The 24894-nt window shown below is 65.9% G+C and carries 22 protein-coding genes; 12 read left to right on the top strand and 10 right to left on the bottom strand.

The genetic code is table 11. From position 1 onward, the window contains the following. The first annotated feature begins 16 nt into the window (after positions 1-16). From atpA to KM135_RS07310, 7 genes are all read left to right on the top strand, one after another. A complete protein-coding gene (atpA, locus tag KM135_RS07340) occupies positions 17-1546 on the top strand; it encodes a F0F1 ATP synthase subunit alpha (protein WP_221713334.1) in 1530 nt (509 codons plus the stop codon). A gap of 9 nt (positions 1547-1555) precedes the next feature. Continuing rightward, positions 1556-2176: a LysE family translocator gene (locus KM135_RS07335; RefSeq protein WP_343228159.1), complete on the top strand. Its 621-nt coding sequence runs from the start codon at positions 1556-1558 to the stop codon at positions 2174-2176. A gap of 3 nt (positions 2177-2179) precedes the next feature. Continuing rightward, positions 2180-3052: a F0F1 ATP synthase subunit gamma gene (locus tag KM135_RS07330; RefSeq protein ID WP_221713333.1), complete on the top strand. Its 873-nt coding sequence runs from the start codon at positions 2180-2182 to the stop codon at positions 3050-3052. Positions 3053-3107: 55 nt separating this feature from the next. Beyond that, on the top strand, positions 3108-4556 hold the full coding sequence (atpD, locus tag KM135_RS07325; RefSeq protein ID WP_221713332.1) for a F0F1 ATP synthase subunit beta: 1449 nt from the start codon (positions 3108-3110) through the stop codon (positions 4554-4556). Between the two features lie 324 nt (positions 4557-4880). Beyond that, entirely contained in the window at positions 4881-5735 is an 855-nt protein-coding gene (locus KM135_RS07320; RefSeq protein WP_221713331.1) for an FkbM family methyltransferase, read from the top strand. 36 nt (positions 5736-5771) lie between these two features. Then, on the top strand, positions 5772-6026 hold the full coding sequence (locus tag KM135_RS07315; RefSeq protein WP_221713330.1) for an ATP synthase F1 subunit epsilon: 255 nt from the start codon (positions 5772-5774) through the stop codon (positions 6024-6026). Between the two features lie 182 nt (positions 6027-6208). Next, on the top strand, positions 6209-7753 hold the full coding sequence (locus KM135_RS07310) for a flavin monoamine oxidase family protein (RefSeq protein WP_221713329.1): 1545 nt from the start codon (positions 6209-6211) through the stop codon (positions 7751-7753). Positions 7754-7764: 11 nt separating this feature from the next. Here the strand turns inward: KM135_RS07310 and KM135_RS07305 are convergent, their stop codons facing one another. Beyond that, positions 7765-9345, bottom strand: coding sequence for a peptide chain release factor 3 (locus KM135_RS07305; protein WP_221713328.1), 1581 nt, complete (start codon positions 9343-9345; stop codon positions 7765-7767). Positions 9346-9438: 93 nt separating this feature from the next. Between KM135_RS07305 and KM135_RS07300 the strand changes: the two genes are divergently transcribed. Beyond that, positions 9439-9957, top strand: a complete 519-nt coding sequence (locus tag KM135_RS07300) for a hypothetical protein (RefSeq protein WP_221713327.1) — start codon at positions 9439-9441, stop codon at positions 9955-9957. 63 nt (positions 9958-10020) lie between these two features. On the opposite strand, the gene KM135_RS07295 is transcribed toward KM135_RS07300, so the two are convergent. Beyond that, positions 10021-10890 (bottom strand): aldose 1-epimerase family protein, encoded by an 870-nt coding sequence (locus tag KM135_RS07295; protein WP_221713326.1) that lies wholly within the window; start codon positions 10888-10890, stop codon positions 10021-10023. Between the two features lie 129 nt (positions 10891-11019). Here KM135_RS07295 and KM135_RS07290 point away from each other — a divergent pair, with 129 nt between their 5' ends. Both KM135_RS07290 and KM135_RS07285 read left to right on the top strand, forming a co-directional pair. After that, positions 11020-11319 (top strand): hypothetical protein, encoded by a 300-nt coding sequence (locus KM135_RS07290; RefSeq protein WP_221713325.1) that lies wholly within the window; start codon positions 11020-11022, stop codon positions 11317-11319. 90 nt (positions 11320-11409) lie between these two features. Further along, positions 11410-11931: a hypothetical protein gene (locus tag KM135_RS07285; RefSeq protein ID WP_221713324.1), complete on the top strand. Its 522-nt coding sequence runs from the start codon at positions 11410-11412 to the stop codon at positions 11929-11931. A gap of 6 nt (positions 11932-11937) precedes the next feature. Here the strand turns inward: KM135_RS07285 and KM135_RS07280 are convergent, their stop codons facing one another. The 6 genes from KM135_RS07280 to rpmI form a co-directional block, all read right to left on the bottom strand. Beyond that, positions 11938-12375 carry a hypothetical protein gene (locus KM135_RS07280; protein WP_221713323.1) on the bottom strand — a complete coding sequence of 146 codons (438 nt, stop codon included), beginning with the start codon at positions 12373-12375 and terminating at the stop codon, positions 11938-11940. Between the two features lie 21 nt (positions 12376-12396). Beyond that, positions 12397-14796, bottom strand: coding sequence for a phenylalanine--tRNA ligase subunit beta (gene pheT / locus KM135_RS07275; RefSeq protein ID WP_221713322.1), 2400 nt, complete (start codon positions 14794-14796; stop codon positions 12397-12399). Further along, positions 14793-15905 (bottom strand): phenylalanine--tRNA ligase subunit alpha, encoded by a 1113-nt coding sequence (pheS, locus tag KM135_RS07270; protein ID WP_221713321.1) that lies wholly within the window; start codon positions 15903-15905, stop codon positions 14793-14795. The genes pheT and pheS overlap by 4 nt, the downstream gene beginning before the upstream one ends. 86 nt (positions 15906-15991) lie before the next feature. Continuing rightward, positions 15992-16621 (bottom strand): choice-of-anchor C family PEP-CTERM protein, encoded by a 630-nt coding sequence (locus tag KM135_RS19715; protein WP_246605806.1) that lies wholly within the window; start codon positions 16619-16621, stop codon positions 15992-15994. 189 nt (positions 16622-16810) lie between these two features. Continuing rightward, positions 16811-17173, bottom strand: coding sequence for a 50S ribosomal protein L20 (gene rplT, locus KM135_RS07260; protein ID WP_221713320.1), 363 nt, complete (start codon positions 17171-17173; stop codon positions 16811-16813). Positions 17174-17186: 13 nt separating this feature from the next. Beyond that, a complete protein-coding gene (gene rpmI, locus KM135_RS07255; protein ID WP_014078133.1) occupies positions 17187-17390 on the bottom strand; it encodes a 50S ribosomal protein L35 in 204 nt (67 codons plus the stop codon). Positions 17391-17658: 268 nt separating this feature from the next. On the opposite strand from rpmI, the gene KM135_RS07250 reads away from it, so the two are divergent. Further along, positions 17659-18456: a universal stress protein gene (locus KM135_RS07250; protein ID WP_221713319.1), complete on the top strand. Its 798-nt coding sequence runs from the start codon at positions 17659-17661 to the stop codon at positions 18454-18456. Positions 18457-18567: 111 nt separating this feature from the next. After that, positions 18568-19137, top strand: a complete 570-nt coding sequence (locus KM135_RS07245; protein ID WP_221713318.1) for a nitroreductase family protein — start codon at positions 18568-18570, stop codon at positions 19135-19137. 189 nt (positions 19138-19326) lie between these two features. Here the strand turns inward: KM135_RS07245 and KM135_RS07240 are convergent, their stop codons facing one another. Both KM135_RS07240 and mutS read right to left on the bottom strand, forming a co-directional pair. Next, the gene (locus KM135_RS07240) at positions 19327-22104 is read right to left on the bottom strand and encodes a [protein-PII] uridylyltransferase (RefSeq protein ID WP_221713317.1); all 2778 of its coding nucleotides are present in this window, start codon (positions 22102-22104) and stop codon (positions 19327-19329) included. 6 nt (positions 22105-22110) lie between these two features. Beyond that, on the bottom strand, positions 22111-24729 hold the full coding sequence (gene mutS, locus KM135_RS07235; RefSeq protein WP_221713316.1) for a DNA mismatch repair protein MutS: 2619 nt from the start codon (positions 24727-24729) through the stop codon (positions 22111-22113). Positions 24730-24894: the final 165 nt, after the last annotated feature.

Below are 24894 nucleotides of genomic sequence, written 5' to 3'. Positions count from 1 at the left end.
CGATGAAAGGCTGACCATGGATATCAACGCCGCAGAAATTTCGAAGGTCATCAAGGACCAGATCGCCAATTTCGGTACGGAAGCCGAAGTCAGCGAAGTCGGCACCGTGCTGAACGTCGGCGACGGCATCGCCCGCATTCACGGCCTCGACAATGTCCAGGCAGGTGAGATGGTCGAGTTCGCCAATGGCGTGCAGGGCATGGCGCTCAACCTCGAGGCTGACAATGTCGGCGTCGTGATCTTCGGCTCGGACGCCGAGATCAAGGAAGGCGACACAGTCAAGCGCACCGGCACCATCGTGGACGTGCCCGTCGGCAAGGGTCTGCTCGGCCGCGTGGTCGATGGCCTCGGCAACCCGATCGACGGCAAGGGTCCGATCGTCGCCGACAAGCGTTCGCGCGTTGAGGTGAAGGCGCCGGGCATCATTCCGCGCAAGTCGGTCCACGAACCCGTGCAGACCGGCCTCAAGGCGATCGACGCTCTGGTGCCGATCGGCCGTGGCCAGCGCGAGCTGATCATCGGCGACCGTCAGACCGGCAAGACCGCCGTGGCCATCGACACCTTCATCAACCAGAAGGGCGTCAACGCAGGCGATGACGAGTCGAAGAAGCTCTATTGCATCTACGTCGCCGTCGGCCAGAAGCGCTCGACTGTGGCGCAGATCGTTCGCCAGCTCGAAGAGAATGGCGCGATGGAATATTCCATCGTCATCGCTGCGACTGCTTCGGAGCCCGCTCCGCTGCAGTATCTCGCGCCTTATACCGGCGTCGCGATGGGCGAGTATTTCCGCGACAACGGCATGCACGCCGTGATCGTCTATGACGACCTCTCCAAGCAGGCCGTCGCCTATCGCCAGATGTCGCTGCTGCTGCGTCGTCCTCCGGGCCGCGAAGCCTATCCCGGCGACGTTTTCTATCTGCACAGCCGCCTGCTAGAGCGCGCCGCCAAGATGAACGACGCCAATGGCAACGGCTCGCTCACCGCGCTGCCGATCATCGAGACGCAGGCCGGCGACGTGTCCGCCTATATTCCGACCAACGTGATCTCGATCACCGATGGCCAGATCTTCCTCGAGACCAACCTCTTCTACCAGGGCATCCGCCCCGCCATTAACGTCGGTCTTTCGGTGTCTCGCGTCGGCTCGGCCGCGCAGACCAAGGCGATGAAGAAGGTCTCCGGCTCGATCAAGCTGGAGCTGGCCCAGTATCGCGAGATGGCGGCCTTCGCCCAGTTCGGTTCGGACCTCGACGCCTCGACGCAGAAGCTGCTCAACCGCGGCGCGCGCCTGACGGAGCTGCTCAAGCAGCCCCAGTTCTCGCCGCTGCCCTTCGAGGAGCAGACGATCTCGATCTTCGCCGGCACGCAGGGCTATCTCGACAGCGTCGCGACCGCCGATGTGGTCCGCTACGAAGCGGCGATGCTCGCGCACTTCCGCGCGCATCATGCCGACATCCTGACCGCGATCCGCGACAGCCGCGATCTCGGCGACGATGTCCGCGCCAAGGTCAAGGATGCGCTCGACGCATTCGGGAAGACCTTCGCCTAAGGACGCGATGTGAGTCCCGACCACGGCCTTCTTGCCTGGACGATCCTCGCGATCGCGCTGGTGCTGTCTCCCGGACCGGACACGATGCTGGTCGCGGGGCAGTCGGCGCGTCGCGGCTTCCGGGCGGGCATGGCGGCGGCGGGCGGCATTTTCGTCGGCGGCATCTTCTACATGCTGCTCTGCGGCTTCGGTTTCCTCGCGGTGCTCAATCTGGTGCCCGGCCTCTTCACGATCGTGAAGGTCGCCGGCGCGCTCTACCTCGCCTGGCTCGGCATCCAGCTCCTGCGCGGAGCGATCAAGGCCAGGACGGCGGAGGAGAAGCAGGTCACGCTCGGCGCGCCATTCCGTCAGGGCTTCTGGAGCACGGTGCTCAATCCCAAGGTCGCGGTGTTCTTCCTCGCTGCCCTGCCGCAGTTCGTCGGCACGGGCCCGGGCGCGCCGCTCACCGGCGCGGGATTGATCGCGATCGTCTATGGAATCGGCGCCGTCTGGTGTCTGGTCATCGCGACCGTCGCGACCCATGCCGGTCGCAAGGTTGGTCAGAGCAGCGCGATGCGCTGGTTCGAAGGCGCGCTCGGCGCGGCCTTCATTGGTTTGGCGGGCCGTCTGGCCCTGGCTCGGAACGCATAAGACATGGCAAGCCTCAAGGAACTCAAGGGCCGCATCGTCTCGGTCAAGTCGACCCAGAAGATCACCAAGGCCAAGCAGATGGTCGCTGCGGCGAAGCTGCGCAAGGCGCAGGCGGCCGCCGAGGCCGCGCGGCCTTATGCCCAGCGTCTCGAAGGCGTCGTGGCCAGCCTCGCCGGCAAGGTCACTGGCGACAATGCGCCGCGCCTGCTTGCAGGCACCGGCAAGGATGACACGCACCTGCTGCTGGTCGCGAATGGCGACAAGGGCCTCTCCGGCGCGTTCAACGCCAACATCGTCAAGGCCGCCATCGCCAAGGCGAATGCGCTGATCGCGCAGGGCAAGACGGTGAAGTTCTACCTCGTCGGCCGCAAGGGCCGCGCGGTGATCAACCGCCTGTTCCCCGGCAAGATCGTCGGCCAGTATGACACGACCGACGTGCGCACGCCCGGCTTCGACGAAGCCAGCGCCGTCGCGCACGACGTCTCGAACCGCTTCTTCGCGGGCGAGTTCGATGTCGCACATCTCTTCTATTCGGGCTTCAAGTCGGCGCTCCTGCAGATCCCGACCGAGCAGCAGATCATCCCGGTCAAGATTCCGGCCGATGCGCCTGCCTCTTCGGGCGCTGCTGTCGAGTATGAGCCGGACGAGGAAGCGATCCTCGCCGATCTGCTCCCGCGCAACATCACCATCCAGCTGTTCAAGGCGCTGCTCGAGAATATGGCCTCGGAGCAGGGCGCCTCGATGACCGCGATGGACAATGCGACGCGCAACGCGGGCGATCTCATCAAGAAGCTCACCATCGAGTATAACCGCAGCCGTCAGGCTGCGATCACCACCGAGCTGGTGGAAATCATTTCGGGCGCCGAGGCGCTCTAGGAACTGGACCCCGGCCGCGCCGGGATGACGAATTGAGAAGGCAAGGAACGGAACCATGGCAGCAACCAGCAACAATGTCGGCAAGATCAGCCAGATCATCGGCGCCGTCGTCGACGTGATCTTCCCGAACGATCTCCCCGCCATTCTCTCGGCTCTGGAGACCAGCAACAACGGCCAGAAGCTGGTGCTCGAAGTCGCCCAGCATCTTGGCGAGAACACCGTGCGCACGATCGCCATGGACTCGACCGAGGGTCTGACCCGTGGTCAGGAAGTGACCGACACGGGCGCGCAGATCTCGGTGCCGGTCGGCCCGATGACACTCGGCCGCATTCTCAACGTCGTTGGCGAGCCGATCGACGAGCGCGGCCCGGTCGGCCACACGCAGACCGCCCCGATCCATGCCAAGGCGCCGGACTTTGTCGATCAGTCGACCGAGACTGCGATTCTCGCCACCGGCATCAAGGTGATCGATCTGCTCGCGCCTTATGCCAAGGGCGGCAAGATCGGCCTGTTCGGCGGTGCCGGCGTGGGCAAGACCGTGCTCATCCAGGAACTGATCAACAACATCGCGAAGGGCCATGGCGGCACCTCGGTGTTCGCCGGCGTCGGCGAGCGGACCCGCGAAGGCAATGATCTCTATCACGAGTTCCTCGACGCGGGCGTTATCGCCAAGGACGCCGACGGCAACCCGACGCCGGAAGGCTCCAAGGTGGCGCTGGTGTTCGGCCAGATGAACGAGCCCCCGGGCGCCCGCGCGCGCGTCGCGCTCTCGGGCCTGACGATCGCCGAATATTTCCGCGACCAGGAAGGCCAGGACGTGCTCTTCTTCGTCGACAACATCTTCCGCTTCACGCAGGCGGGCTCGGAAGTGTCGGCTCTGCTCGGCCGTATTCCTTCGGCCGTGGGCTATCAGCCGACGCTCGCGACCGACATGGGTGCGCTGCAGGAGCGCATCACCTCGACCAACAAGGGCTCGATCACTTCGGTGCAGGCCATCTACGTGCCTGCGGACGACTTGACCGACCCGGCGCCTGCCACGTCCTTCGCGCACTTGGACGCGACGACCGTGCTCAACCGCGCCATCTCCGAGCTGGGCATCTACCCGGCGGTCGATCCGCTCGACTCGACGAGCCGCGTGCTGACTCCGGCTGTCGTCGGCCAGGAGCATTACGACACGGCCCGCCGCGTCCAGGAGACGCTGCAGAAGTACAAGTCGCTGCAGGACATCATCGCCATTCTCGGCATGGATGAGCTCTCGGAAGAGGACAAGCTGACCGTCGCGCGCGCGCGCAAGATCCAGCGCTTCCTCTCGCAGCCGTTCCACGTCGCCGAAGTCTTCACCGGCATCTCGGGTAAGTTCGTCCAGATCGAGGACACGGTGAAGAGCTTCAAGGCTGTGGTCGACGGCGAGTATGACCATCTGCCCGAGTCCGCCTTCTACATGGTCGGCGGCATCGAGGAGGCCATCGAGAAGGGCAAGAAGCTGGCTGCCGAAGCGGCATAAGGCTCCGGATGTGCCGGACCGACATCGAAAGACCGCGGCGGCTCTCAGGAGCTTGCCGCGGTTTTTCTATTTCCTCGCCCCTTTCGGGGAGAGGATATGGAGCCTTGCCGCTGAGCGGCTAGGCGCAGTTGGAGAGGGGGACGGCGCGGCTTCCGCCCCCTCTCCAAGCTTCGCTAGGCCGCCCTACGGACGACCAAGCTGCACTATCCTCTCCCCAAGGGGCGAGGAGTAAGAACCGCTCACGTCCCGAAAGCTGACAGACCCTCCTCGCCAATATGGTTAGCGCCGCTCGACGGCCCGCTTACCATCCGGCAAAAGCCCATCATGGCAACCACCGCTCTCAACTGGCTTTCCGCTCCTGCCCGCTGGCCCTGGCTGCCCGGCACGCTGCGCGCAGGCTATGCGCTGGTCGTGAAGCGTCTCTGGTCGCTGGTGAAGGTGCCCGTGATCGCCGATATTCCGCGCCTCGGCCGGATGCGGCTGGAGCCCTGGGATCTCATCGATTCCCGCATCTTCTTCTTCCATGTCTGGGAGCCGGGCGTCACCGCCTTCCTGCGCGAGACGATCCGCCCAGGCGCTGTCGTGGCCGATATCGGCGCCAATATCGGCTATGATACGCTGCTGATGAGCCGGCTGGTCGGCCCGGACGGCCATGTCTTCGCCATCGAGCCCGGCCCGGCCATTCGAGAACGGCTCGAGGCGCAGATCACACTCAATGCGCTCAGCAACGTGACGGTCGTCGCCTACGGCATTTCCGACCGCAGCGAGCGCCGCAGTTTCCATGTCTCCGCCGCGAATCTCGGCGCGAGCCGCTTCGGCGATCCGGTCGAGGGCGATCCGGACGCGCTGGAGCTGCGCCGTCTCGCCGATGTCGTGCCGTCCGCGCTGCTGCCGCGCATGAGCTTCGTGAAGATCGACGTGGAAGGCATGGAGGCGCCCGTGATGCGCGACATCATGACGATGTTGCCCGATCTGCCGCACGATCTCTGCCTCTGCGCCGAGCTGCGCGTGGACGATGATCTGCGCCCGATCATGGCCTCGCTCGCAGAGCAGGGCTTCGTCACGCTGGCGCTGCCCAATCATTATTCGACCTTTGCCTATCCCGCCCATCCGACGCAGGCCGAGCCCAAGGCGGATTTCCCTGACGGACAGGTCGACATCGCGTTCAAACGCGGCTAAACGCGGCCCGATTTTAGCGATTCACAAGGTCCGCCCATGGCACTGCATTTCGAACTGGTCACTCCCGAACGCCTCGTCCTCTCCGAAGAGGTCCATATGGTGGTCGTGCCGGGCACAGAAGGCGAGTTCGGCGTGCTGGAAGGCCATGCGCCGTTCATGTCGACCGTGAAGGACGGCGCGCTCAAGGTCTATGACCGCGACGGCGCGGAGCCGCGCATCATCCAGGTCGAGGGTGGTTTTGCCGAAGTGAGCGAGACCGGCCTCACCGTACTCGCCGAAAAGGCGCACTGAGCCAGCGCGCCCGGCGATACGTAAGCGCCGCTATCCTCCCGCGAGGGAGGGGTTCGCCAGAAATCGTATCTGCCGCCCGATGCGCCAGCCGAAGCGGGCAAGGCGCGCGACGGGTCGCGCGTCCGGCGAATATCGTCCCGCCTCGGCTCCCGCTATCCTGCGAGCGGGGGAGGCCGATCAGCATGCAACTTTCGACACTTGTTCGCCGGGCGTTGCAGCAGGCACGCCGCATCCAGCGCGCGCAGGACGGCCTGCCGCCGCCGCGCTCCGGCCCGGCCGGGATCAGCCGGCGTTCACTCATCAAGGCGCTGGGTGCCGGTGCCGTCGTAGCGGGCGCACCGCTCGCCCAGGCGGCCGGGCCCAAGCCGCGCAGCGTCGCGATCGTCGGCGGCGGGCTCGCCGGTCTCGTCGCCCTCGACCGGCTGACCGAGGCCGGGATAGCGGCGCGTATCTACGAAGGGCGCAACCGCACCGGTGGCCGTGTCTTCACCCTGCCAGACGCCGCTAATCCCGGCGGCTGGCTGGAAATCGGCGGGCAGCTCATCAACAGCGATCATGAGGACATGCTTGCGCTCGCCAAGCGCTTCGACATTTCCCTGATCGACCGCACCGGGATCGACGGTCATGAGCAAATGCTGCGCGAGATGCAGCTGCTCGACAACAAGGCCCTCGCCGCCGCGCTGGCGCCGATCGCGGGGCAGATCGCCACAGACAGCGAGCGGCTGGACGGTGACTATGAGACCGTCGTCAAGGAGCTGGATACGCTCTCGGTCGGCGCCTATCTCGACAAGCACGCCCAACTCATCCTCGATCCCACCGTGCGCAGGCTCCTCGAGCAGTCAGTCCGCACCGAATATGGCGCCGAGCCGCATGAATCGAGCGCGCTGCAGCTCATCTTCAACCTGCCGACCGTCCATGGCGACGCGTTCGAGGTGCTTGGCGACGGCGACGAGCGCTACATCGTCTCGGGCGGCTCGGCCCGCATCACCGACGCTTTGGCCAAGGTCCATGCCGAGCGGATCGAGACGAACCGCAAGCTCGTCTCCATCACGCGCGGACGCAGCGGCGTCACCCTGCGCTTCGACAAGGGACCGCCGGTGCAGGCCGATCGCGTGATCCTCGCCATCCCCGCACCGGTGCTCGGCACCATCCCGCATGGCGGGCTCTTCTCCCCGGACTGGGCGGCCTTCGCGAAGGAAGTGAAGCTCGGCCGCAATGCCAAGCTCAATGCCGGCTATCGCGCCAAGCCCTGGACGCAGACGCCGATGGGCGCCGCGGGCGCAACCTGGGATCTCTCCGCCCGTCCGGTCTTCGGCGAAGTCTGGGAAGCGACCATGGGGCAAAGCGGCCCCGGCGGCACGCTCACCTGGTTCCTCGGCGGCGACCAGACGGCATCGCGCGATCGCCTTGTCATCCGCCGCGCCGTCGAGCCGGTTGTCGGCAGTTTCATGGGCGATCTTGTCGGCGCGGCAAGCCCGGATAGCATGCTCACCGGCTGGATCGACGACCCCTTCACGCGCGGCGCCTACACCAATTTCCGGCCCGGCCAGTTCATCAAGTTCGGCAAGCTGCTCTGGCTGGAGGAAAATGGGGTGGCGAAGCAGGTCGCGCGCTCCGGGCCGATCTTCTTCGCCGGCGAGCATGTCTCGGACGCCTTTCCCGGCTTCATGAACGGCGGCGCGCAGACCGGAAGACTGGCTGCGCAGGCGATCATCGACGGAGTGTAGCGGAGGCGCCCTCAGCGCTCCTTGGTCGCGCTGAATGCGATGTCCGGATTGCGCTCCGACTGATAGCCGACATCCCAGGCCGATCTGGCGAGGAACACCGGATTGCCATCGCGATCCTTCGCCATGTTGGCCCGGTTAATCCCGCCGAAGTCGTCGAGCTTGCGTGCCTCGCCCGAGAGCCAGCGCGCCGTGTCGAACGGCGCCGGCTCCAGCACGGCCTCGACCTTATATTCCGCCTCCAGGCGCGAGATCAGCACGTCGAGCTGGAGCTGGCCGACCACACCGATGATCCACTGGCTGCCGATCTCGGGATAGAAGACCTGGATCACGCCTTCTTCGCTGAGATCGTCGAGCGCCTTGCGCAGTTGCTTGGTCTTGGTCGGGTCCTTGAGCGCGATGCGGCGCAGGATTTCGGGCGCGAAGTTCGGCAGCCCGGTGAAGCGCACATCGGCCTTCTCCGAGAGGCTGTCGCCGACGCGCAACGTGCCGTGATTGGGAATGCCGATGATGTCGCCGGGGAAAGCCTCATCGGCAATCTCGCGGTCCTGCGCGAAGAACAGGATCGGCGAATGGACGGCGATCGGCTTGCCCGTGCCGGACGGGGTCAGCTTCATGCCGCGTTTGAACTTGCCCGAGCAGAGCCGCATGAACGCGATCCGGTCGCGATGCTGCGGGTCCATATTGGCCTGCACCTTGAAGATGAAGCCGGTGACGTCGCCGCGCTCCGGCTCGACCGGTGTCGGTTCGGCCGGCTGCGGGCGCGGCGGCGGCGCATGCCGGGCGAGCGCCTCGATCAACTCGCCGACACCGAAGCGCTTGAGCGCGGAGCCGAAGAAGACCGGCGTCAGGTCGCCATGGCGATAACCGGCGAGATCGAAGCTCGCATAGCCGCCCTGCGCCAGCTCCGCCTCGTCGCGTAGCCGCGCGAGGCCGTCTGCCGACAGCACCTCCGCGAGCTTGGGATCGTCCAGCCCGGTGAACTGGCGATAGCTGTCGTCATATTCCTTGCTCGGCCCGCTCGGCTGGAACAGCCGGTTGGTCGCGAAGTCGTAAATGCCCTCGAACTCGCCGCCCATGCCGACCGGCCAGCTCATCGGGCAGACGTCGAGCGCGAGCTTGTCGGCCACTTCATCCAGTATCGCGAAGGCGTCGCGGCCTTCACGATCCACCTTGTTGACGAAAGTGATGATCGGCACTGAGCGGAGGCGGCAAACCTCGAACAGTTTCAAAGTCTGCGGCTCGATGCCCTTGGCGGCGTCGATCACCATCACGGCCGAATCGACCGCCGTCAGCGTGCGATAGGTGTCCTCGGAAAAGTCCTCGTGGCCCGGCGTGTCGAGCAGGTTGAAGGTCACTTCGCCGAGGCCCTCGAAGGCCCGCTCGAAGGTCATGACCGAGCTTGTCACGGAAATGCCGCGCTGTTGCTCGATCTTCATCCAGTCCGAGCGTGCGCGCCGATTCGCACCGCGCGCCTTGACCTCGCCGGCCAGGTGAATGGCGCCACCGGCGAGTAGAAGCTTCTCGGTCAGGGTGGTCTTGCCCGCGTCGGGGTGGGAAATGATCGCAAAAGTGCGGCGGGACGGAATCGTCATCTCGTGCGGGGATCCTGGATCGCAAAGGCTCGGACGGCGTTGACTCTCGCAGCCGGGAGCGTGAAATTTGCGCTCCTATACGGAAGGGGACCGATGGATCGCAAGTTGCGCCTTGCCCGCGTGCCCCGTGGCCGCGCCATGGCCGGATTGGTTGGCATGCTGATGCTCGCGCCGGTGGGCGCGCAAGCTCAGCAAGCGCAACCCCGCTTGCCTTATCCGTCCAATGCCGGAAGTTATCGCTCCACCCCACAGCCGGACCAGCGGACGGACGAGGAGAGGCGGATCGAGACGGCCGGGGACATCGCCGTGCAACCGGTCCGCGATGTCGGCCTCACCAGTTCCGGCATCCATCCCGCGCTGCGCGACGCGGTTGTCGCGCCCTACAAGGTGCCCAAGCGCATGGACTGCCGCTGGCTGAACTGGGAGCTTGCCCGGCTCAATCAGGCCCTCGGGCCGGATTTCGACATCGAGGACAAGCCGCAGGAGGACAAGGTTGAGCGCCTCGCCTTTGCCGGCGGCGAGATGGTGGTCAATTCGCTCATTCCGTTCCGTGGACTCGTCCGCGAGATCAGCGGCGCGGCGCCGGCGACCGGCGCAAGGCAGCGGCGGTGAATGCCGGCCTCGCGCGCCGCGGCTATATCCGCGGACTGGCGCAAACCAGAAGCTGCCCGCCGGCTAGCTATTATGCTGCAAAGTGACCCGCATCCAGTGTGACAGCGACTCGCCCGGCGCGAGGCGATGCATCCCCGGCTTGGCCCAGATGTCGCTGTCGAAATCGGCGCTGTCGGCAATGCCCGCCCAGGGCTCGATGCAGACATAGGGCGCGCCCGGCTTGGTCCAGATGCCGAGACTCGGCATGTCGCTCCAGTCGACGCGCAATTGCGGTCCGGCATCGGCGCCATAGAGACAGCCGCGACTGCGCAGAGTGCGCCAGATCAGAGCATCGTCCTCGAACAGATCGTCGCGCAGCAGCAGATCGCGCCCTTCGACCGGGCTTGGCCGATCTTCCGATACGATCAGGCCGTCACCCAGCAGCGCGAGCCTATCCGGTTCCTCCTTGTCGAACCGGATGCAGTGCGCCGCGCGATCCTCGCCATAAGGGAGCGGCCAGACAAAGGCCGGGTGATAGCCGAGGCTCACCGGCATGTCGGTCTCGCTTATGTTGGTCGCGGTCAGCGTCATGGTGAGCGCCGCGTCCTCGATTTCGTAGTCGGCGTCGAAGCGGAAGGCGAAGGGATAGGCGGCGCGCGTCTCTTCACTGTCCGTCAGCCGGAAGCGGACACGATCGCTCGTCTGCTCGGCAACCTCGAAAGTCTGTCGGCGCGCCACGCCATGCCGGAGCATCGAATAAGACGTGCCGTCCAGCCGGTAGCTGTCACCCCGCAGGCCGCCGACGATCGGGAAGAGCAAAGGCGCCCGGCTCGCCCAGAACGCCGGATCGCCATCATGCAACAAGTCACGCCCGTCCGCATCGCGCAGGATCGAAAGCTCGGCACCGAGCGGATTGATGGCGGCGGAGAGCAGCGGGCTTTCAATGCGGATCATATGCGCGACTATGCGTCGGCCGCCCGAACCGCGCAACCGCACGACATCGTTAGCACTCTAAGCTTGCGCTCCGGAGCATCGCGGATAAGGTCGCCGCACAGTAGCAAGCCCCGCGACGGAGAGACTCGAATGGCCGACCTCAAGACGAGCATCAAGGACGTGATCCTGCAGCGGCTCGAGGACCTCGCCGGAGACGCGCCGCATCCCGTGCCGCCGGAAAGCTATCTCATGTCGAGCATCGAGATCTCGGCGATGAGCGTGTTCGAGAGCAATGGCCGGCTGACCCAATGGATGGTCGAGCGCGGGCTCGATCCGCAGAAAGGCCAGGATGCCGTGCTCGGTCTCGGCCTGCTGGTGACGATGGACGACAAGATCAATCCGCGCCCGGAATATGAGCATTTCGAATATCCGGACGATCACGACCACTGAGCAAATAGGCGGGCGCGGAACCATCGGCCCGTCCCGCTGGTTACACGGGTGATCAAGTCGCGCGACACCAGCGCGATCAGGAGACCCGTCATGATCATCCGCGCAACCGCCGCTCTCCTCCTCTCGCTTGCGCTCGCCGGCACGGCCATCGCGCAGGAAGAGAAGAAGGATGACGACAAGACGATGAAGAAGGCCGGCGAGATCGCCAGTCAGCCGGCCAAGGATGTCGGCATCACCAAAACCAAGATTCCGGAAATACTCGCACAGGCCGTCTCCCAGCCATATGCCAATCCGGCGGGTGGCAGGACCTGCAAGGCGCTCTCAGCCTCGATCAGCGAATTGAACGACGTACTCGGCGCCGATTTCGGCACCAGCAGCGCCTCCAACGAGAACAAGTTCGGCAAGCTCGCCGCAGCCGGGGGCGAAGCGGTGGTGAACTCGCTCATCCCGTTTCGTGGCCTCGTGCGCGAAGTGAGCGGCGCGGCCCCGGCCGAGCGGCGACTGGACGCGGCGGTCAACGCCGGTCTCGCCCGGCGCGGCTATCTGCGCGGGCTGGCGGTCAGCAAGGGTTGCAAGCTGCCCACCAACGGCACGCAGATCGCCTCGCGCTGAGAGGCTTCAATCGCTCACTTTCGTGACGATCACGTCCCAATGTTCCTCCAGCATGGAAAATCGCTGGGTTTCCTCAGCGTCCAGCTTGGCCTCGTCCGGATAGAGCTTCTTGCGGGCGGCCGCCATCGCCTTGTCGAGATCGCCGCCCATCTCCACCGCCGCGGCGCCGTCGCGCCAGGTGATCGTCACGCGCATGTCCCAGCGCTCGCCACCGGCCATATGGGTGAAGGGCAGGTCGGTCCGCATCGCCACGATGAAGCCCTGCTTCTGAAGCTCCTTCAGAATCGGCTCGTGGTTCTTGCGGTAGAGCTGCTTGAAGGCGATCTCCTGCCCCCATTTGATGCGGTAATAATATTCGAAGGTGACGGACCGATCCGGCGTTTGCGCTATCGCGGCCGGCGCGGAAAGGCTCGACAGAACAGCAATCGCAACGAGGCATTTCATCGCATTCCCCTTCGGTTCGAATTACCCCCGCAGCACCGCTCCCAGCTTGCTCGCGGCGGTGACCACCCGGTCCGCGACGGCCTTGAGCTCCTCGTCGGTGAAGCTCTTGTCGTCCGGTTGCAGCGTCACCTCGATGGCGAGGCTTTTCTGCCCTTCCGGCACGCCCTGTCCGGCGAAGACATCGAACAGCCGCGCATCGACGATCCGCTCCTTGTCCGCGCCGCGCGCGGCACGCACCAGCGCCTCGGCTTCCAGCGCCTCCGGCACAAGGAAGGCGAAGTCGCGCGTCACGGCCTGCAACGCCGGCGGCGCATAGGGCGCGCGCATGAAGCCGCTCTTCTTGGGCAGGGGAATGGCATCGAGATAGAGCTCGGCTGCGACGACCGTCCCATCGAGATCGAAGGTGCGGGCAAGGCTCGGGTGCAGCACGCCATAAGCGGCCAGCACCGTCTTGGGGCCGAGGCGCAGCGTGCCGGACTGGCCGGGATGATAGGCCGAGCCGGCCTCCCCCATCATCTGCAGCTTGGCGACCGGCGCACCGGCCGCGGCGAGCAACGCGATCACTTCGGCCTTCGCATCGAACGCATCGAAGCTCTGCGCCTTGCCGCCCTGCCAGCCACGCGATCGCTTGTCGCCCGCCATGACAAGGCCAAGCGTCAGATGCTCGCTGCTGGCGCCGTCCGCACCGCGAAAATAGCGCCGCCCCAGCTCGAACAGCCGGATCGCGGAGGCGCCGCGATCGGCATTGCGCCGCGCGGCCGAGAGTAGCCCTGCCAGCAAGGTCGGCCGCATGACCTTCATGTCCTCGCTGATTGGATTGGCCAGCGTCCAGTCCCCGCCACCGAAGGGCGCGGCCTCAGCCTCCGAAATGAAGGACCAGTTGATCGCCTCGTTTAGCCCGCGCGCAGCCGCCGCACGGCGGGCACGGCGCTCGATCATCTGCAGCGGCGTCGCGGTCGGGCGAGCGACGCCCGGCACGCGCGGGAGCGGCGTCGAGGGCACGTTGTTCAGCCCCTCGATACGGATCACTTCCTCGACGATGTCGGCCGCGCCCTGAACGTCGCGGCGCCAGGTCGGGACGGTGATGCTCCAGTCCACAGAGACCTCGAAGCCGAGCCGTTCCAGGATCGCGCGCTGGCGGTCCTGCGGAATGGCGAGGCCGCCGAGGTACCCGGCGAGATCGGGATCGTAGCCGACACTGCGCTTCTCCACCGGCGGCGTGCCCGCGCGCGTGATCGCGCTTGCCGTGCCGCCGCAATGGTCGAGCACCAGCTTGGTCGCGATGGCGAGGCCATCGTCGAGGAACGCCGGATCGACACCGCGCTCGAAGCGCTGGCGCGCATCCGAAGTGAGGCCCAGCTTCTGGCCGGTCCGCGCGATATGCGCCGGATCGAAATAGGCGCATTCGATGATGACGTCGGTCGTGCCGTCAGACACGCCCGAATGCTCGCCGCCCATGATGCCGCCAATGTCGTGGACCGCTTCGTCATCGGCGATGACGGTCATACTGCTGTCGAGCGTATAGGTCTTGCCGTTCAGCGCCAGCACCTGCTCGCCGTCCTTGGCCTTGCGCGCGACGAGGCCGCTTTTGAGCGTCGCCTTGTCATAGACGTGCAGCGGCCGGCCGAGATCGACCGAGACGAAATTGGTGATGTCGACCAGCACGGAGATCGGCTTCTGGCCGATCGCCTTCAGGAAGCGGCTCATCCACACCGGGGCGGCGCCGTTCTTCAGGCCCGAGACGCCCTGCGCATAGAAGGCTGGGCAACCCTCGGCGTCGTCCGTGCGTACGTCCGGCGCCGGACCATCGCCCGGGATCGGGGCCAGGCTCGTCATACGATAGACAGCCCCGAGTGGCTTCAGCGTGCCGAGACCCTTGGCCGCCAGATCGCGCGCAATGCCGCGCACGCCCATGCAATCCTGCCGGTTGGGCGTGATCGAGACGTCGATGACCGGATCGTCGAGCTGCGCCCATGCCGCATAGGCCATGCCGACCGGCGCATCGTCCGCCAGCTCGATAATGCCTTCATGATCGTCGCCCAGTTCCAGCTCGCGGCTGGAGCACATCATGCCGTTCGATTCGACGCCGCGGATCGCCGCGACGCGCAGGACCATCCCATTGGCGGGCACTGTCGTCCCGGGCGAGCCGAACACGCCGACAAGGCCGGCGCGAGCATTGGGCGCTCCGCAGACGACCTGCAGCGGGCCGTCACCGGCATCGACGCTCAGCACCTGCAGCTTGTCCGCCTGCGGATGCGGCGCGGCGGTCAGCACCCTGGCGATGCGGAAGCCGGCCAGTTTCTCGGCCGCATTCTCGACACCTTCGACCTCAAGGCCGATGTCGGTGAGCGCGACCAGGATCGCGTCGAGCGCGGCGTCGGTTTCCAGATGCTCCTTGAGCCAGGACAGGGTGAACTTCATGCGCCCACTCCTCCGCTCAAGGTCGGCACATCCAGCGCCGAGAAGCCATAATGCCGCAGCCAGCGCAGATCGCCGTCGAAGAAGGCGCGCAGGTCGTTCATGCCATATTTGAGCATGGCGAGGCGATCGACGCCAGTACCGAAAGCGAAGCCCTGCCACTCATCGGGATCGAGCCCGCAATTGCGGATCACGGCCGGGTTGACCATGCCGCTGCCGAGCACTTCCATCCAGCCGCCATTCTCCGCGTCGCCGCTGCCACCGATCACGCGCTGGCCGTTCTCCAGCGTGTAGCCGACATCGACCTCGACCGACGGCTCGGTGAAGGGGAAATAGCTGGGGCGCAGGCGCAGGACGATGTCCTCGCGCTCGAAGAACGCCTTGAGGAAGGTCTCCAGCGTCCATTTGAGGTGGCCGAGATGGATGCCCTTGTCGATGACCAGGCCTTCGATCTGGTGGAACATCGGCGTGTGCGTCGCGTCCGAGTCCGATCGATAGACGCGGCCCGGCGCGATGATGCGGATCGGCGGCTGCTCGCTCATCATGGTGCGGATCTGCACGGGCGAAGTGTGGGTGCGCAGCAGCATCGCGCCGGTCTCGCCATTGCCGCCGGCCGCCTTGTAATTGTCGCCGAAATAGAAAGTGTCGTGCATCGCGCGCGCTGGATGCGTCTCGGGAATGTTGAGCGCGGTGAAGTTGCGCCAGTCGTCCTCGATCTCCGGGCCGGTCGCGACCGAGAAGCCGAGATCGGCAAAAATTTCCGCCAGCTCGTCCATCACCTGGCTGACCGGATGCACGCTGCCCTGCAGCGGCGCCTCGGCCGGCAAGGTCATGTCGATCCGCTCGGCGGACAGGCGCGCATCCAGCGCCGCCGTCTCCAGCGCAGCCTTGCGCGCAGCGATCGCGCCGGTCACGGTTTCGCGCAGATCGTGGATCGCGGGACCCTTGCTCTGGCGCTCTTCCGGGCTCATCGCGCCCAGCGTTTTGAGCAGGCCGGTCACGACCCCGCTCTTGCCGAGCGCGCCGACGCGCAGCGCCTCGACGGCGTCCAGAGTGTCCGCCGCCGCGATATCGGCCAGCAGGCCGTCCTTCAGGGATGTGATCTCGCTCATGGGGCGGTCCGCTAGCCTAATTCGGGACAAACGAAAAGGGCGCCGGAGGATGTCTCCGGCGCCCTATCTATTCTTGGGCTGTTGGATCAGGCGAAGCTGACCGCCGTCTTGCGGCGGCGCATCGAGGCGCCGACGAGGCCGAGGCCACCGATCATCATCGCCCAGGTCGCCGGCTCGGGAACGGCCGTGACCGACACGCCATCCAGCGCCGGGCCATAGAAGGCGCCCGGAGTCGTCGAGGCGAAGGTGAGCGTCGTGGACAGGCCGGTCGCCGTGAAGAGATAGGTCTTGCTTTCCCAGCCCATCGCGGCACGCGAAATGCCGGCCGTCGAGAAGCTGTAGCCGACCGTGCTGCCGCCGGTCGCCGAGACGTCGAGCGTCTTGAGCGTCGGCGCGCCGTCCGGATTGCCCGAGAGCAGGAACTTCACGGTATAGGTCATGCCGATGACGGTATCGAACGTCTGGGCGATCGTGCCGATCGAGTTGCCGTTCAGATCGATGCTGCGCGACCCTTCGCCCGGCTGCCAGTGGCTGCCGATATAGTCGATGCTGCCGCCGGTAACGGTCCAGCCGGTGATCGCTGCCGAGGGAGCGCTCAACGTTGTGAAGCCGCCGGGATTGGGACCGATCTCAAAGCCGCCATTGGTGAAAGCCGTCGCATTCGCGGCGGTCGGCAGGGCCGCGAGCGCGGCAAGAGCCAGAACACACTTCTTCATGCGTAATTCCTTCCCACTCAGGAAACTGCATCTCCCACGGGAAGAGCATATGCCGCAGTCGCGAAAAGCTTGCAAAACCGTTTACGACGCCTTTCGCCCGAGTTCCGGCCCGTGTGTCCCGCAACGGTACAAAAAAGGGCGCCGGAACAATGCCCAGCGCCCTTTTGTAAAATCTTGGATCGCGTTCGATCAGGCGGCGGGCAGCGCAGCCCGAGCCTGAGCGATGATGCCCTTGAAAACGTCGCCTTCGTGCATCGCGATGTCGGCGAGGACCTTGCGGTCCAGCTCGACGCCGGCAAGCTTCAGGCCATGCATGAACTGGCCATAGGTGAGGCCTTCCATGCGGACCGCAGCGTTGATGCGCTGGATCCAGAGCGCGCGGAAGCTGCGCTTCTTGACCTTGCGGTCGCGATAGGCGTACTGGCCGGCCTTCTCGACGGCCTGACGCGCGATGCGGATGGTGTTCTTGCGACGGCCATAATAGCCCTTCGCCTGTTCCAGAATCCGCTTATGCTTCGCCTTCGTGGTCGTACCACGTTTCACACGTGCCATGTCGCTCTACTCCTTACTTCAGGCCGTAGGGCGCCCAGAGGCGCACATGGGCGACATCAGCATCCGACAGCACTTCGGTGCCGCGGTTCTGGCGGATATATTTCGCGTTGTGCGAGATCAGGCGGTGGCGCTTGCCGGCCACACCATGCTTGACCTTGCCGGTAGCGGTGAACTTAAAGCGCTTCTTCACACCGCTCTTGGTCTTGAGCTTGGGCATTTTCGTCTCCTTGTCTTTGGCGCGAAACCGCTCGAAAACGGCCCGCAGACGTTTGCGGACGAACACGGCAGCCCTACTGGCCGGCCCGTCCCTGATTGCTCCATGGGTGCATGGAAGCGCGCGCCTATAGTAAGACAGGCTGCGCAAAGCAAGGGAAAATGCCCGCTGCTTCTTGATCCGCATCAAGGAAAACTCGCTGGCCTGGCGACAATATGCGATGAGGAAAGCGCGGGCCGTGCCCGCCAGCGACGCAAGAGAGGAAACGGCAATGAAGACGATCATGGTCCTGATCCACGACGACGTTTGCCAGGAGGCGCGGCTCCAGTGCGCGCTCGATATCGTCCGGGCGGTCGAGGGGCATCTGGTGTGCCTCGATGTTGTGCCGATGCCTGTGATGGCCGATGGATTCGGCGTCGGCGGCGGAGTCGGCGTGCTGCTGATCGACGAGCGCGAGCGCGAGGACAACAACGTCACCCGTCTCGAGCAGCGCCTCTCTCAGGAAGACGTGAGCTATGAATGGGCGCGCGTCCTCAGTCACTCGGACGTGGCGATCACCGACAATGCCCGCCTCGTCGATCTTATCGTCGTCGGCAAGCAGGGCGTGGGCGACATGAGCGAATCGGGCGACACCGCCGCGCGCCTCGCCGAGCTCACCTCCGCGCCGGTCCTGCTGGTGCCCACCGATCAGCGGCGCATCGACCTCTTCGGCAAGGCTCTGGTCATCTGGAATGGCGGCGCTGCCGCCGACGCAGCCGTCCGCGCAGCCGTGCCGCTGCTCAAACGTGCCAGCGAGGTCGAGGTCCTGACGATCGGTCAGGAAGACGGCGATGGCAATCCCAATGAGGTCGCCGCCTATCTCGCCCGCCATGGCTGCAGGGCCACCGCGCGCACGCTGCCCAAGACCGGCGATGTGAGCGCTCAGTTGCTCGATGCGCTGCACAACTCCGGCGCGGCCTGGTGCGCCATGGGGAGTTATGGTCACAGCCGGCTGCGCGAGCAGCTGTTCGGCGGGGCGAGCAAGACCCTGCTCGCCAAGTCGCCGATCCCGCTGTTGCTTTCGCACTGAGGGACTCGGCGGTCGCGTCGAGCATAAGCGAGGCAAGGCAAGCTTCCGGTCGGGGCTGGCATCGGAGCGGGGCTTGTCTATGCATGGCGGACCCCTTTCCTGGAGCCGCCCATGACGCGCACGACCGACACCAAGCTCGATCCCCTGTTCCTCGATCGCTGGTCGCCCCGCGCGTTCGATGCGTCGGACCTGCCGGAGGACGATCTTCAGACGATCCTCGACGCCGCGCGTTTCGCGCCCTCGGCGATGAACCACCAGCCCTGGCGGCTGCTCTATGCCCGGCGCGGCGACGAGAACTGGGAGCGTTTCCTCTCCTTCCTCGTGCCGGGTAACCGGATCTGGGCGGAGCATGCGTCAGTACTCATCTACATCGCCTCCGACCGCTTCATGGGCGAACGCGGACCAAGCGGCACGCACAGCTTCGATGCCGGTGCGGCCTGGGGCATGCTGGCGATGCAGGCCCTGATGCTCGGCTATCACACGCACGGCATGGCCGGTGTGGACTTCCAGGCGGCGGCCGAGAGCTTGGGCGTGCCGGACAGCTTCAAGCTGGAGGCCGCGATTGCGATCGGTCGCATGGGCGACCCCGCGAACCTGTCCGAGGCGCTGCGCGCCCGCGAGATCGTGAGCGGCCGCAAGCCGCGCGAGGACGTCGCTTATCCGGGCAATTTCCGGAGCTGAGCCAAGACCGCCCTGCGGTCGCCTGCGATCCCGGTGGCGAAAGGTCACACTGAGGTCACACTATCGCGCATGGTTTTCCGCTTCGGCACCGGGGGGCCGGGAGGGATTTCCGGACGCGAGAAGGAACCCGGTCCGGGTGCCGTGAAGCCGGGTCGTAGGACGGCGCTTCCTTCACGGCTCTGCCCGAATTCAGCTCGATATGGCGAAGGTGCGCGCGTCGAGCAGTTCGCCCGCCGTGTTGGTCGCCGCCTCCACCAAACGTCGCTCCAGCGTTGCCAGACGCGCCTTGCTCTCCAGTTTCCCGCCAAGCAGGTCGGTCACGTAGAAAGTGTCGACGGCCCGCTCGCCATAAGTGGCGACATGGGCGCTGTGGACCATGGTCTTGGACTGGAACAGGGCGAAGGCGAGGCTGAGCAGCAACGCGGGACGGTCGCGCGCCGCCACTTCGATGACGGTGAAGCGGTTCGATGCCTTGTTGTCGATCAGCACTTGCGGCACGACCTCGAACGCCTCGGCCCGCGTGCGCGAGAGCGGGCGCTGGTCGAGCTTGGTCATCAGCTTCTGCCGGTTGGTGAGCGCATCCTCGATATAGGTTTTGATGCGCTGCAACTGCTCGGGCGCGTCGAAGCGACCGCCGAGCGGATCCTGCACCAGGAAATTGTCGAGGGCGCTCCCGTCCTTGAGCGTGTGGATGCGCGCGTCGATGATGTTGCCGCCGGCCAGATGAATGGCGCCGGCGATCCGGTAGAACAGGCCGGGATGGTCCGCCGCATAGACGGTGACCAAAGTGGCGCCGCGCTCGGGATAGGGCTGCGCATCGATCGAGAGATCGGAGCTGCCCGCCGCCAGCAGGTGATGGGCATTGCGCTCCAGAATATGATCAGGCTCGGCGATCCAGTATGAGTCCGGGAAGCGCTTCACCAGCTTGGCGAACGCCTTGGCATCGATGCCCAGCCGTTCGTTCAGCACCACGCGCTTGGCCTCGATCCGCTCCTGTCGCCCGCGCTGCTTATGGCCGGGACGGACGACCTCCTCGGCCGAGTCGTACAATTCGGTCAGGAGCTGGCGCTTCCAGCTGTTCCAGACGCCTGGGCCGACCGCGCGGATATCGACCACGGTCAGCAGCAGCAGCAGCCGCAACCGCTCGGGACTCTGCACAACTTCGGCGAAGTCCAGGATCGTCTTGTAGTCGGACAGATCGCGCTTGAAGGCGGTCGCCGACATCAGCAGATGATAGCGCACCAGCCAGGCGACGGTTTCGGTCTCGGCCGCGCTCATGCCGAGGCGCGGGCAGAGCGTTTCGGCGATCTCGGCGCCCAGGATCGAATGATCCCCACCGCGCCCCTTGGCGATGTCGTGCAGCAGCACGGAGACGTAGAGAACCCGTCGCGAGACGATCTTTCCGATGATCGCGCTGCCTAGCGGATGGTCCGCCTTGAATTCGCCCTTCTCGATCTTCGCGAGCAGGCCGATCGCACGGATCGTATGCTCATCGACCGTGTAGTGGTGATACATGTCGAACTGCATCTGCGCGACGACACGGCCGAAGTCCGGCACGAAGCGGCCGAACGTGCCCGCCTCGTTCATCCAGCGCAGCACCTTTTCCGGATCGCGCGGCGAGGTCAGCACGCTCATGAACAGCGCATTGGCTTCCGGATCGTCGCGCACGCGCCGGTCGATCAGCACCGCATCGCGATTGAGCGCGCGCATGGCATTGGGGTGGATCTGGAGATCGTGCTTGTCCGCCAGCGCGAAGATCTCGATCATCCGCACCGGCTTCTCGCGGAAGAAGTCGTCTCCCGGAATGGTGATCCGCCCGCGATCGAGCACGAAGCCGTCGAGCTTCTTGGGCCGCGAGAAAATCGAGGCAATGTAGCGCCGGCCCTTGCTGGCCATGGCATCGTCCAGATGGGCGAGGAAGACGCCGGTCAGGTCGCCGACGGTCTTCGCCATCAGGAAATAGAGATGCATGAAACGCTCGACCGAGGAGCGGCCGCGCTTCTCGGTAAAGCCCATGCGCCGGGCGACCTCGATCTGCAGGTCGAATGTCAGCCGGTCCTCGGCGCGGCGCGAGACCTCGTGCATGTGGCAGCGCACGGCCCATAGGAAGTTCTCGGCGCGCTGGAACTGCGACAGTTCCGCGCGCGTCAGCAGGCCGACGCCGACCAGTTCGGACACCGAGCGCACGCGGTGGACATATTTGCCGATCCAGAACAGCGTGTGCAGGTCGCGCAGGCCGCCCTTGCCTTCCTTCACATTGGGCTCGACGACATAGCGGCTGTCGCCCATCTGCTTGTGCCGGGCGTCGCGCTCGGCCAGCTTCTCGGCAACGAAGGTGCGGGCCGTGCCCTGCATGATGTCCTTGTCGAAGCGGGCGACGCACTCTTCATAGACGCCCCGATCGCCCCAGATGAAGCGGGCCTCGAGCAGCGCGGTACGGATGGTGAGATCCGCTTTGGCCATGCGCATGGTCTCGTCGATCGATCGGCTCGAATGGCCGATCTTGAGTCCGAGATCCCACAGCGCATAGAGCATGGATTCGATGACCTGCTCGGTCCACTCGGTCGGCTTGTAGGGGGTGATGAACCCGATATCGACGTCGCTATAGGGCGCCATTTCGCCACGCCCGTAACCACCTACGGCAATCAGGGTCAGGCGTTCTGAAGCGGTCGGGTTGCTGATCGGATAGAGGTGCGTGATCGTCGCGTCGAACAGCAGACGGATGATCTGGTCCATCAGGAAGGCCTGCGCCGTCACCGCATCGCGCCCGCGTGTCGGATTAGCCGCGAGCCGCCGCGAGACTTCCTCGCGTCCCTCCGAGAGGGCCGTCCGCAGTGCCGCGACGATCGTCTGGCGCCGCGCCGCGACATCGGTCAGCGCGGCCAGCTCCGCGTTGAGCGCGTCCGCAAGGGCGCGGCGATCGATGATCGCACGCCGGCCGGGGAGGATATCGGGAACCTTGTTCATCGGCGTCTATATAGGGCCAGAGTCTGACAAAAGCTTGAGCGCATAGATAAGGTCGAGCGCGTCGCGTGGCGAGAGGCTGTCCGCATCGATGGCGGCAAGTTTTTCTCTCAGCGGATCAGCCGCCTTTTCCGGCTCGGCGGTCAGCGTGGCGGCGAACAGGGGCAGATCGTCGAGGCCCGCCGCGATCCCGCCGGTCTGCGCCTTGCCGGCCTCCAGCTTGGCGAGAACGGACTTGGCGCGTGCCAGAACCGCCGGCGAAAGCCCCGCAAGCCGCGCCACAGCGATACCGTAGCTGCGGTCGGCCGGCCCTTTCGCCAGCTCATGCAGCAGGACCAGGTCGCCATTCCATTCCCGCGCGCGGACATGATGCAGCGACAGCGCATCGAGCCGCTCCGCCAGCCGTGTCAGCTCATGATAATGCGTGGCGAACAGGCAGCGACAGGCATTCACGTCATGGATCGCCTCGACCACAGCCCAGGCGATGGCGAGGCCGTCATAAGTCGATGTGCCGCGCCCAACCTCATCGAGGATGACGAAGCTGCGCGCCGTCGCCTGCGCGAGGATGGCGGCGGTCTCGATCATCTCGACCATGAAGGTAGAGCGCCCGCGTGCCAGATTGTCCGAAGCGCCCACCCGGCTGAACAGCCGATCGACCAACCCAAGCGTCGCGGCGCGCGCGGGGACGAAGCTGCCCGCCTGCGCGAGGATCACAATCAGCGCGTTCTGCCGCAGGAAAGTCGACTTGCCGCCCATATTCGGCCCGGTCACCAGCCAGAGCCGGTCACGTTCGGACAGGGCGCAGTCATTGGCGACGAAGGCCGTGCCGCTCTTGCCCAGCGCCGCCTCGACCACGGGATGACGCCCGCCCGCAATCTCCAGCATGGGCGACTCGCTGAAGCGCGGCCGCGCCCAGCCGCTTTCGACGGCCCGATCGGCCAGTGCCGCGCTCACATCGATCCGCGCCAGCGCATCGGCCGTGCGGCTGATCGCATCGCGTCGGTCCATGACCTGCGCCACCAGATCCTCGAAATGCGCCGCTTCGGCCGCCAGTGCATGCGCACCGGCCTGCGAGACGCGCCCGGCCTCTTCGTGCAGATCGATCGAGTTGAACCGCACCACGCCGGCCAGCGTCTGGCGATGTGTAAAGCCGCTGTCCTGCGCCATCAGCGCATCGGCATGACGCGCGGGCACCTCGACATGATAGCCGAGCACGCCATTGTGACGGATCTTGAGCGCGGCGATGCCGGTCTCGTCACGATAGCGCGCTTCCAGAGCGGCAATGGCGCGGCGGCCATCGCCGGCCAAGCGCCGCAGCTCGTCGAGCGCGGCATCGTAACCGTCAGCGATATAGCCGCCATTGGCCGTCTCGGTCGGCGGGGTGGGAACGAGCGCGTTGAACAGAAGATCGACCAGCGCACCATGACCGTCGAGCGCAGGCAGCAGCACATCCAGCAGCGCCGGCCGGTCGGACAGGCGGCCGATCTTCTCGCGCAGGCTGCGCGCGGCATCGAGCCCGTCGCGCAACTGGCCGAGATCGCGTGGCGAGCCTCGTCCGATGGCGACACGGCCGAGAGCGCGGCCAACGTCCGGCAAGGCCCGCAGGCGCGCACGGACATCCTCGCGCAGCGGCCCGTCATCATGGAACCATTGCACCAGATCGAACCGCGCCTCGATCACTGCCCGGTCCATCAGCGGCGCAGAGAGATCGGCGGCCAGCGCGCGCGCGCCCGCGCCCGTTACGGTGCGATCGACCGTCGCGAGCAAGCTCCCGGCGCGCTGGCCGCTTGCCGTCTGCACGATCTCGAGGCTCTCGCGCGTCGCCGGATCGATGGCGAGATGGTCGCTCGTCCCGGCGCGCACCGGTGCTGCCAGGAACGGCATCCGCCCCTGACCGACATGCTCCAGATAGGCGAGCAGACCGCCCAGCGCCGAAAGCTCCGGGCGCGAGAAGGTGCCGAAGCTGTCGAGCGTCTTGACGCCGAAATGCCGGCAGATGTCGGTCTCCGCCCGCCCGCTGTCGAAACCGCGGCTCTCGAAGGCATGGGCGGTGCCGATCCGCTCGGCGAGTCCCGGGCGCGCAATGACTTCGCTCGCGCCGATCCGCGCCAGCTCCGCCTCGATGCCGCTGCCTTCGAGTGCGACGACCTCAAGACGCCCGGTCGAGATATCGGCGGCGGCGATGGCGATCTGCCCGCCTGCCTCGCCGATCGCCGCCAGCAGATTGGCCCGCCGGCTGTCGAGCAGCGCATCCTCGGTCAAGGTGCCGGCCGTCACGAAGCGCACGATCGCGCGACCGACCAGCGCCTTGGAGCCCAGGCGCGCGCGCGCCTGCTCCGGTGTCTCGGTCTGCTCGGCAATGGCGACGCGGTGCCCCGCCCGGATGAGCCGCGCAAGATAGCCGTCGGCGCTGTGAACGGGCACGCCGCACATCGGGATCGCCTCGCCCTGATGCTCGCCGCGCGTGGTCAGTGCGATGTCGAGCACCTGACTCGCGATCTTCGCGTCGTCGAAAAACAGCTCGAAGAAGTCGCCCATGCGATAGAACAGCAGATCGCCGCCCGCCTCGGCCTTGAGCCCGAGATACTGGGCCATCATGGGCGTGGGGGCGCTGGCGGCTTTGGCCATCGGAGCGGGTGGGCTGTTCACGAGCCGAGCGTTAGCAGGGCATCAAGCCAACCTCCACTGTCATTCCCGTCCCGTCGGATGATGCAATCCAAGGAAACGCTGCCCTGCCCCCTTGTGAAGGGGACAGGAATGTCGTTAGGGCTGCGCCTGTATCGGAGAGGACCA

Origin of the sequence: Sphingobium xanthum (genome assembly GCF_019737615.1) — a bacterium.
Lineage (GTDB): Bacteria > Pseudomonadota > Alphaproteobacteria > Sphingomonadales > Sphingomonadaceae > Sphingobium > Sphingobium xanthum.
This window is presented reverse-complemented; position numbering and strand designations above follow the sequence as displayed.

Excerpts from the sequence above, each read along its gene's own strand:
- KM135_RS07280 (WP_221713323.1), bottom strand. The coding sequence starts at position 12,375 with ATGAAATGCCTCGTTGCGATTGCTGTTCTGTCGAGCCTTTCCGCGCCG.
- pheS (WP_221713321.1), bottom strand. The coding sequence starts at position 15,905 with ATGAGCGAGATCACATCCCTGAAGGACGGCCTGCTGGCCGATATCGCG.
- KM135_RS07300 (WP_221713327.1), top strand. The coding sequence starts at position 9,439 with ATGGATCGCAAGTTGCGCCTTGCCCGCGTGCCCCGTGGCCGCGCCATG.
- KM135_RS07240 (WP_221713317.1), bottom strand. The coding sequence starts at position 22,104 with ATGAACAAGGTTCCCGATATCCTCCCCGGCCGGCGTGCGATCATCGAT.
- KM135_RS07295 (WP_221713326.1), bottom strand. The coding sequence starts at position 10,890 with ATGATCCGCATTGAAAGCCCGCTGCTCTCCGCCGCCATCAATCCGCTC.
- KM135_RS07310 (WP_221713329.1), top strand. The coding sequence starts at position 6,209 with ATGCAACTTTCGACACTTGTTCGCCGGGCGTTGCAGCAGGCACGCCGC.
- atpA (WP_221713334.1), top strand. The coding sequence starts at position 17 with ATGGATATCAACGCCGCAGAAATTTCGAAGGTCATCAAGGACCAGATC.
- KM135_RS07250 (WP_221713319.1), top strand. The coding sequence starts at position 17,659 with ATGAAGACGATCATGGTCCTGATCCACGACGACGTTTGCCAGGAGGCG.
- KM135_RS07245 (WP_221713318.1), top strand. The coding sequence starts at position 18,568 with ATGACGCGCACGACCGACACCAAGCTCGATCCCCTGTTCCTCGATCGC.
- KM135_RS07305 (WP_221713328.1), bottom strand. The coding sequence starts at position 9,345 with ATGACGATTCCGTCCCGCCGCACTTTTGCGATCATTTCCCACCCCGAC.
- KM135_RS07290 (WP_221713325.1), top strand. The coding sequence starts at position 11,020 with ATGGCCGACCTCAAGACGAGCATCAAGGACGTGATCCTGCAGCGGCTC.
- rpmI (WP_014078133.1), bottom strand. The coding sequence starts at position 17,390 with ATGCCCAAGCTCAAGACCAAGAGCGGTGTGAAGAAGCGCTTTAAGTTC.
- KM135_RS07330 (WP_221713333.1), top strand. The coding sequence starts at position 2,180 with ATGGCAAGCCTCAAGGAACTCAAGGGCCGCATCGTCTCGGTCAAGTCG.
- KM135_RS07285 (WP_221713324.1), top strand. The coding sequence starts at position 11,410 with ATGATCATCCGCGCAACCGCCGCTCTCCTCCTCTCGCTTGCGCTCGCC.
- pheT (WP_221713322.1), bottom strand. The coding sequence starts at position 14,796 with ATGAAGTTCACCCTGTCCTGGCTCAAGGAGCATCTGGAAACCGACGCC.
- rplT (WP_221713320.1), bottom strand. The coding sequence starts at position 17,173 with ATGGCACGTGTGAAACGTGGTACGACCACGAAGGCGAAGCATAAGCGG.
- KM135_RS07315 (WP_221713330.1), top strand. The coding sequence starts at position 5,772 with ATGGCACTGCATTTCGAACTGGTCACTCCCGAACGCCTCGTCCTCTCC.
- atpD (WP_221713332.1), top strand. The coding sequence starts at position 3,108 with ATGGCAGCAACCAGCAACAATGTCGGCAAGATCAGCCAGATCATCGGC.
- KM135_RS07320 (WP_221713331.1), top strand. The coding sequence starts at position 4,881 with ATGGCAACCACCGCTCTCAACTGGCTTTCCGCTCCTGCCCGCTGGCCC.
- KM135_RS19715 (WP_246605806.1), bottom strand. The coding sequence starts at position 16,621 with ATGAAGAAGTGTGTTCTGGCTCTTGCCGCGCTCGCGGCCCTGCCGACC.
- mutS (WP_221713316.1), bottom strand. The coding sequence starts at position 24,729 with ATGGCCAAAGCCGCCAGCGCCCCCACGCCCATGATGGCCCAGTATCTC.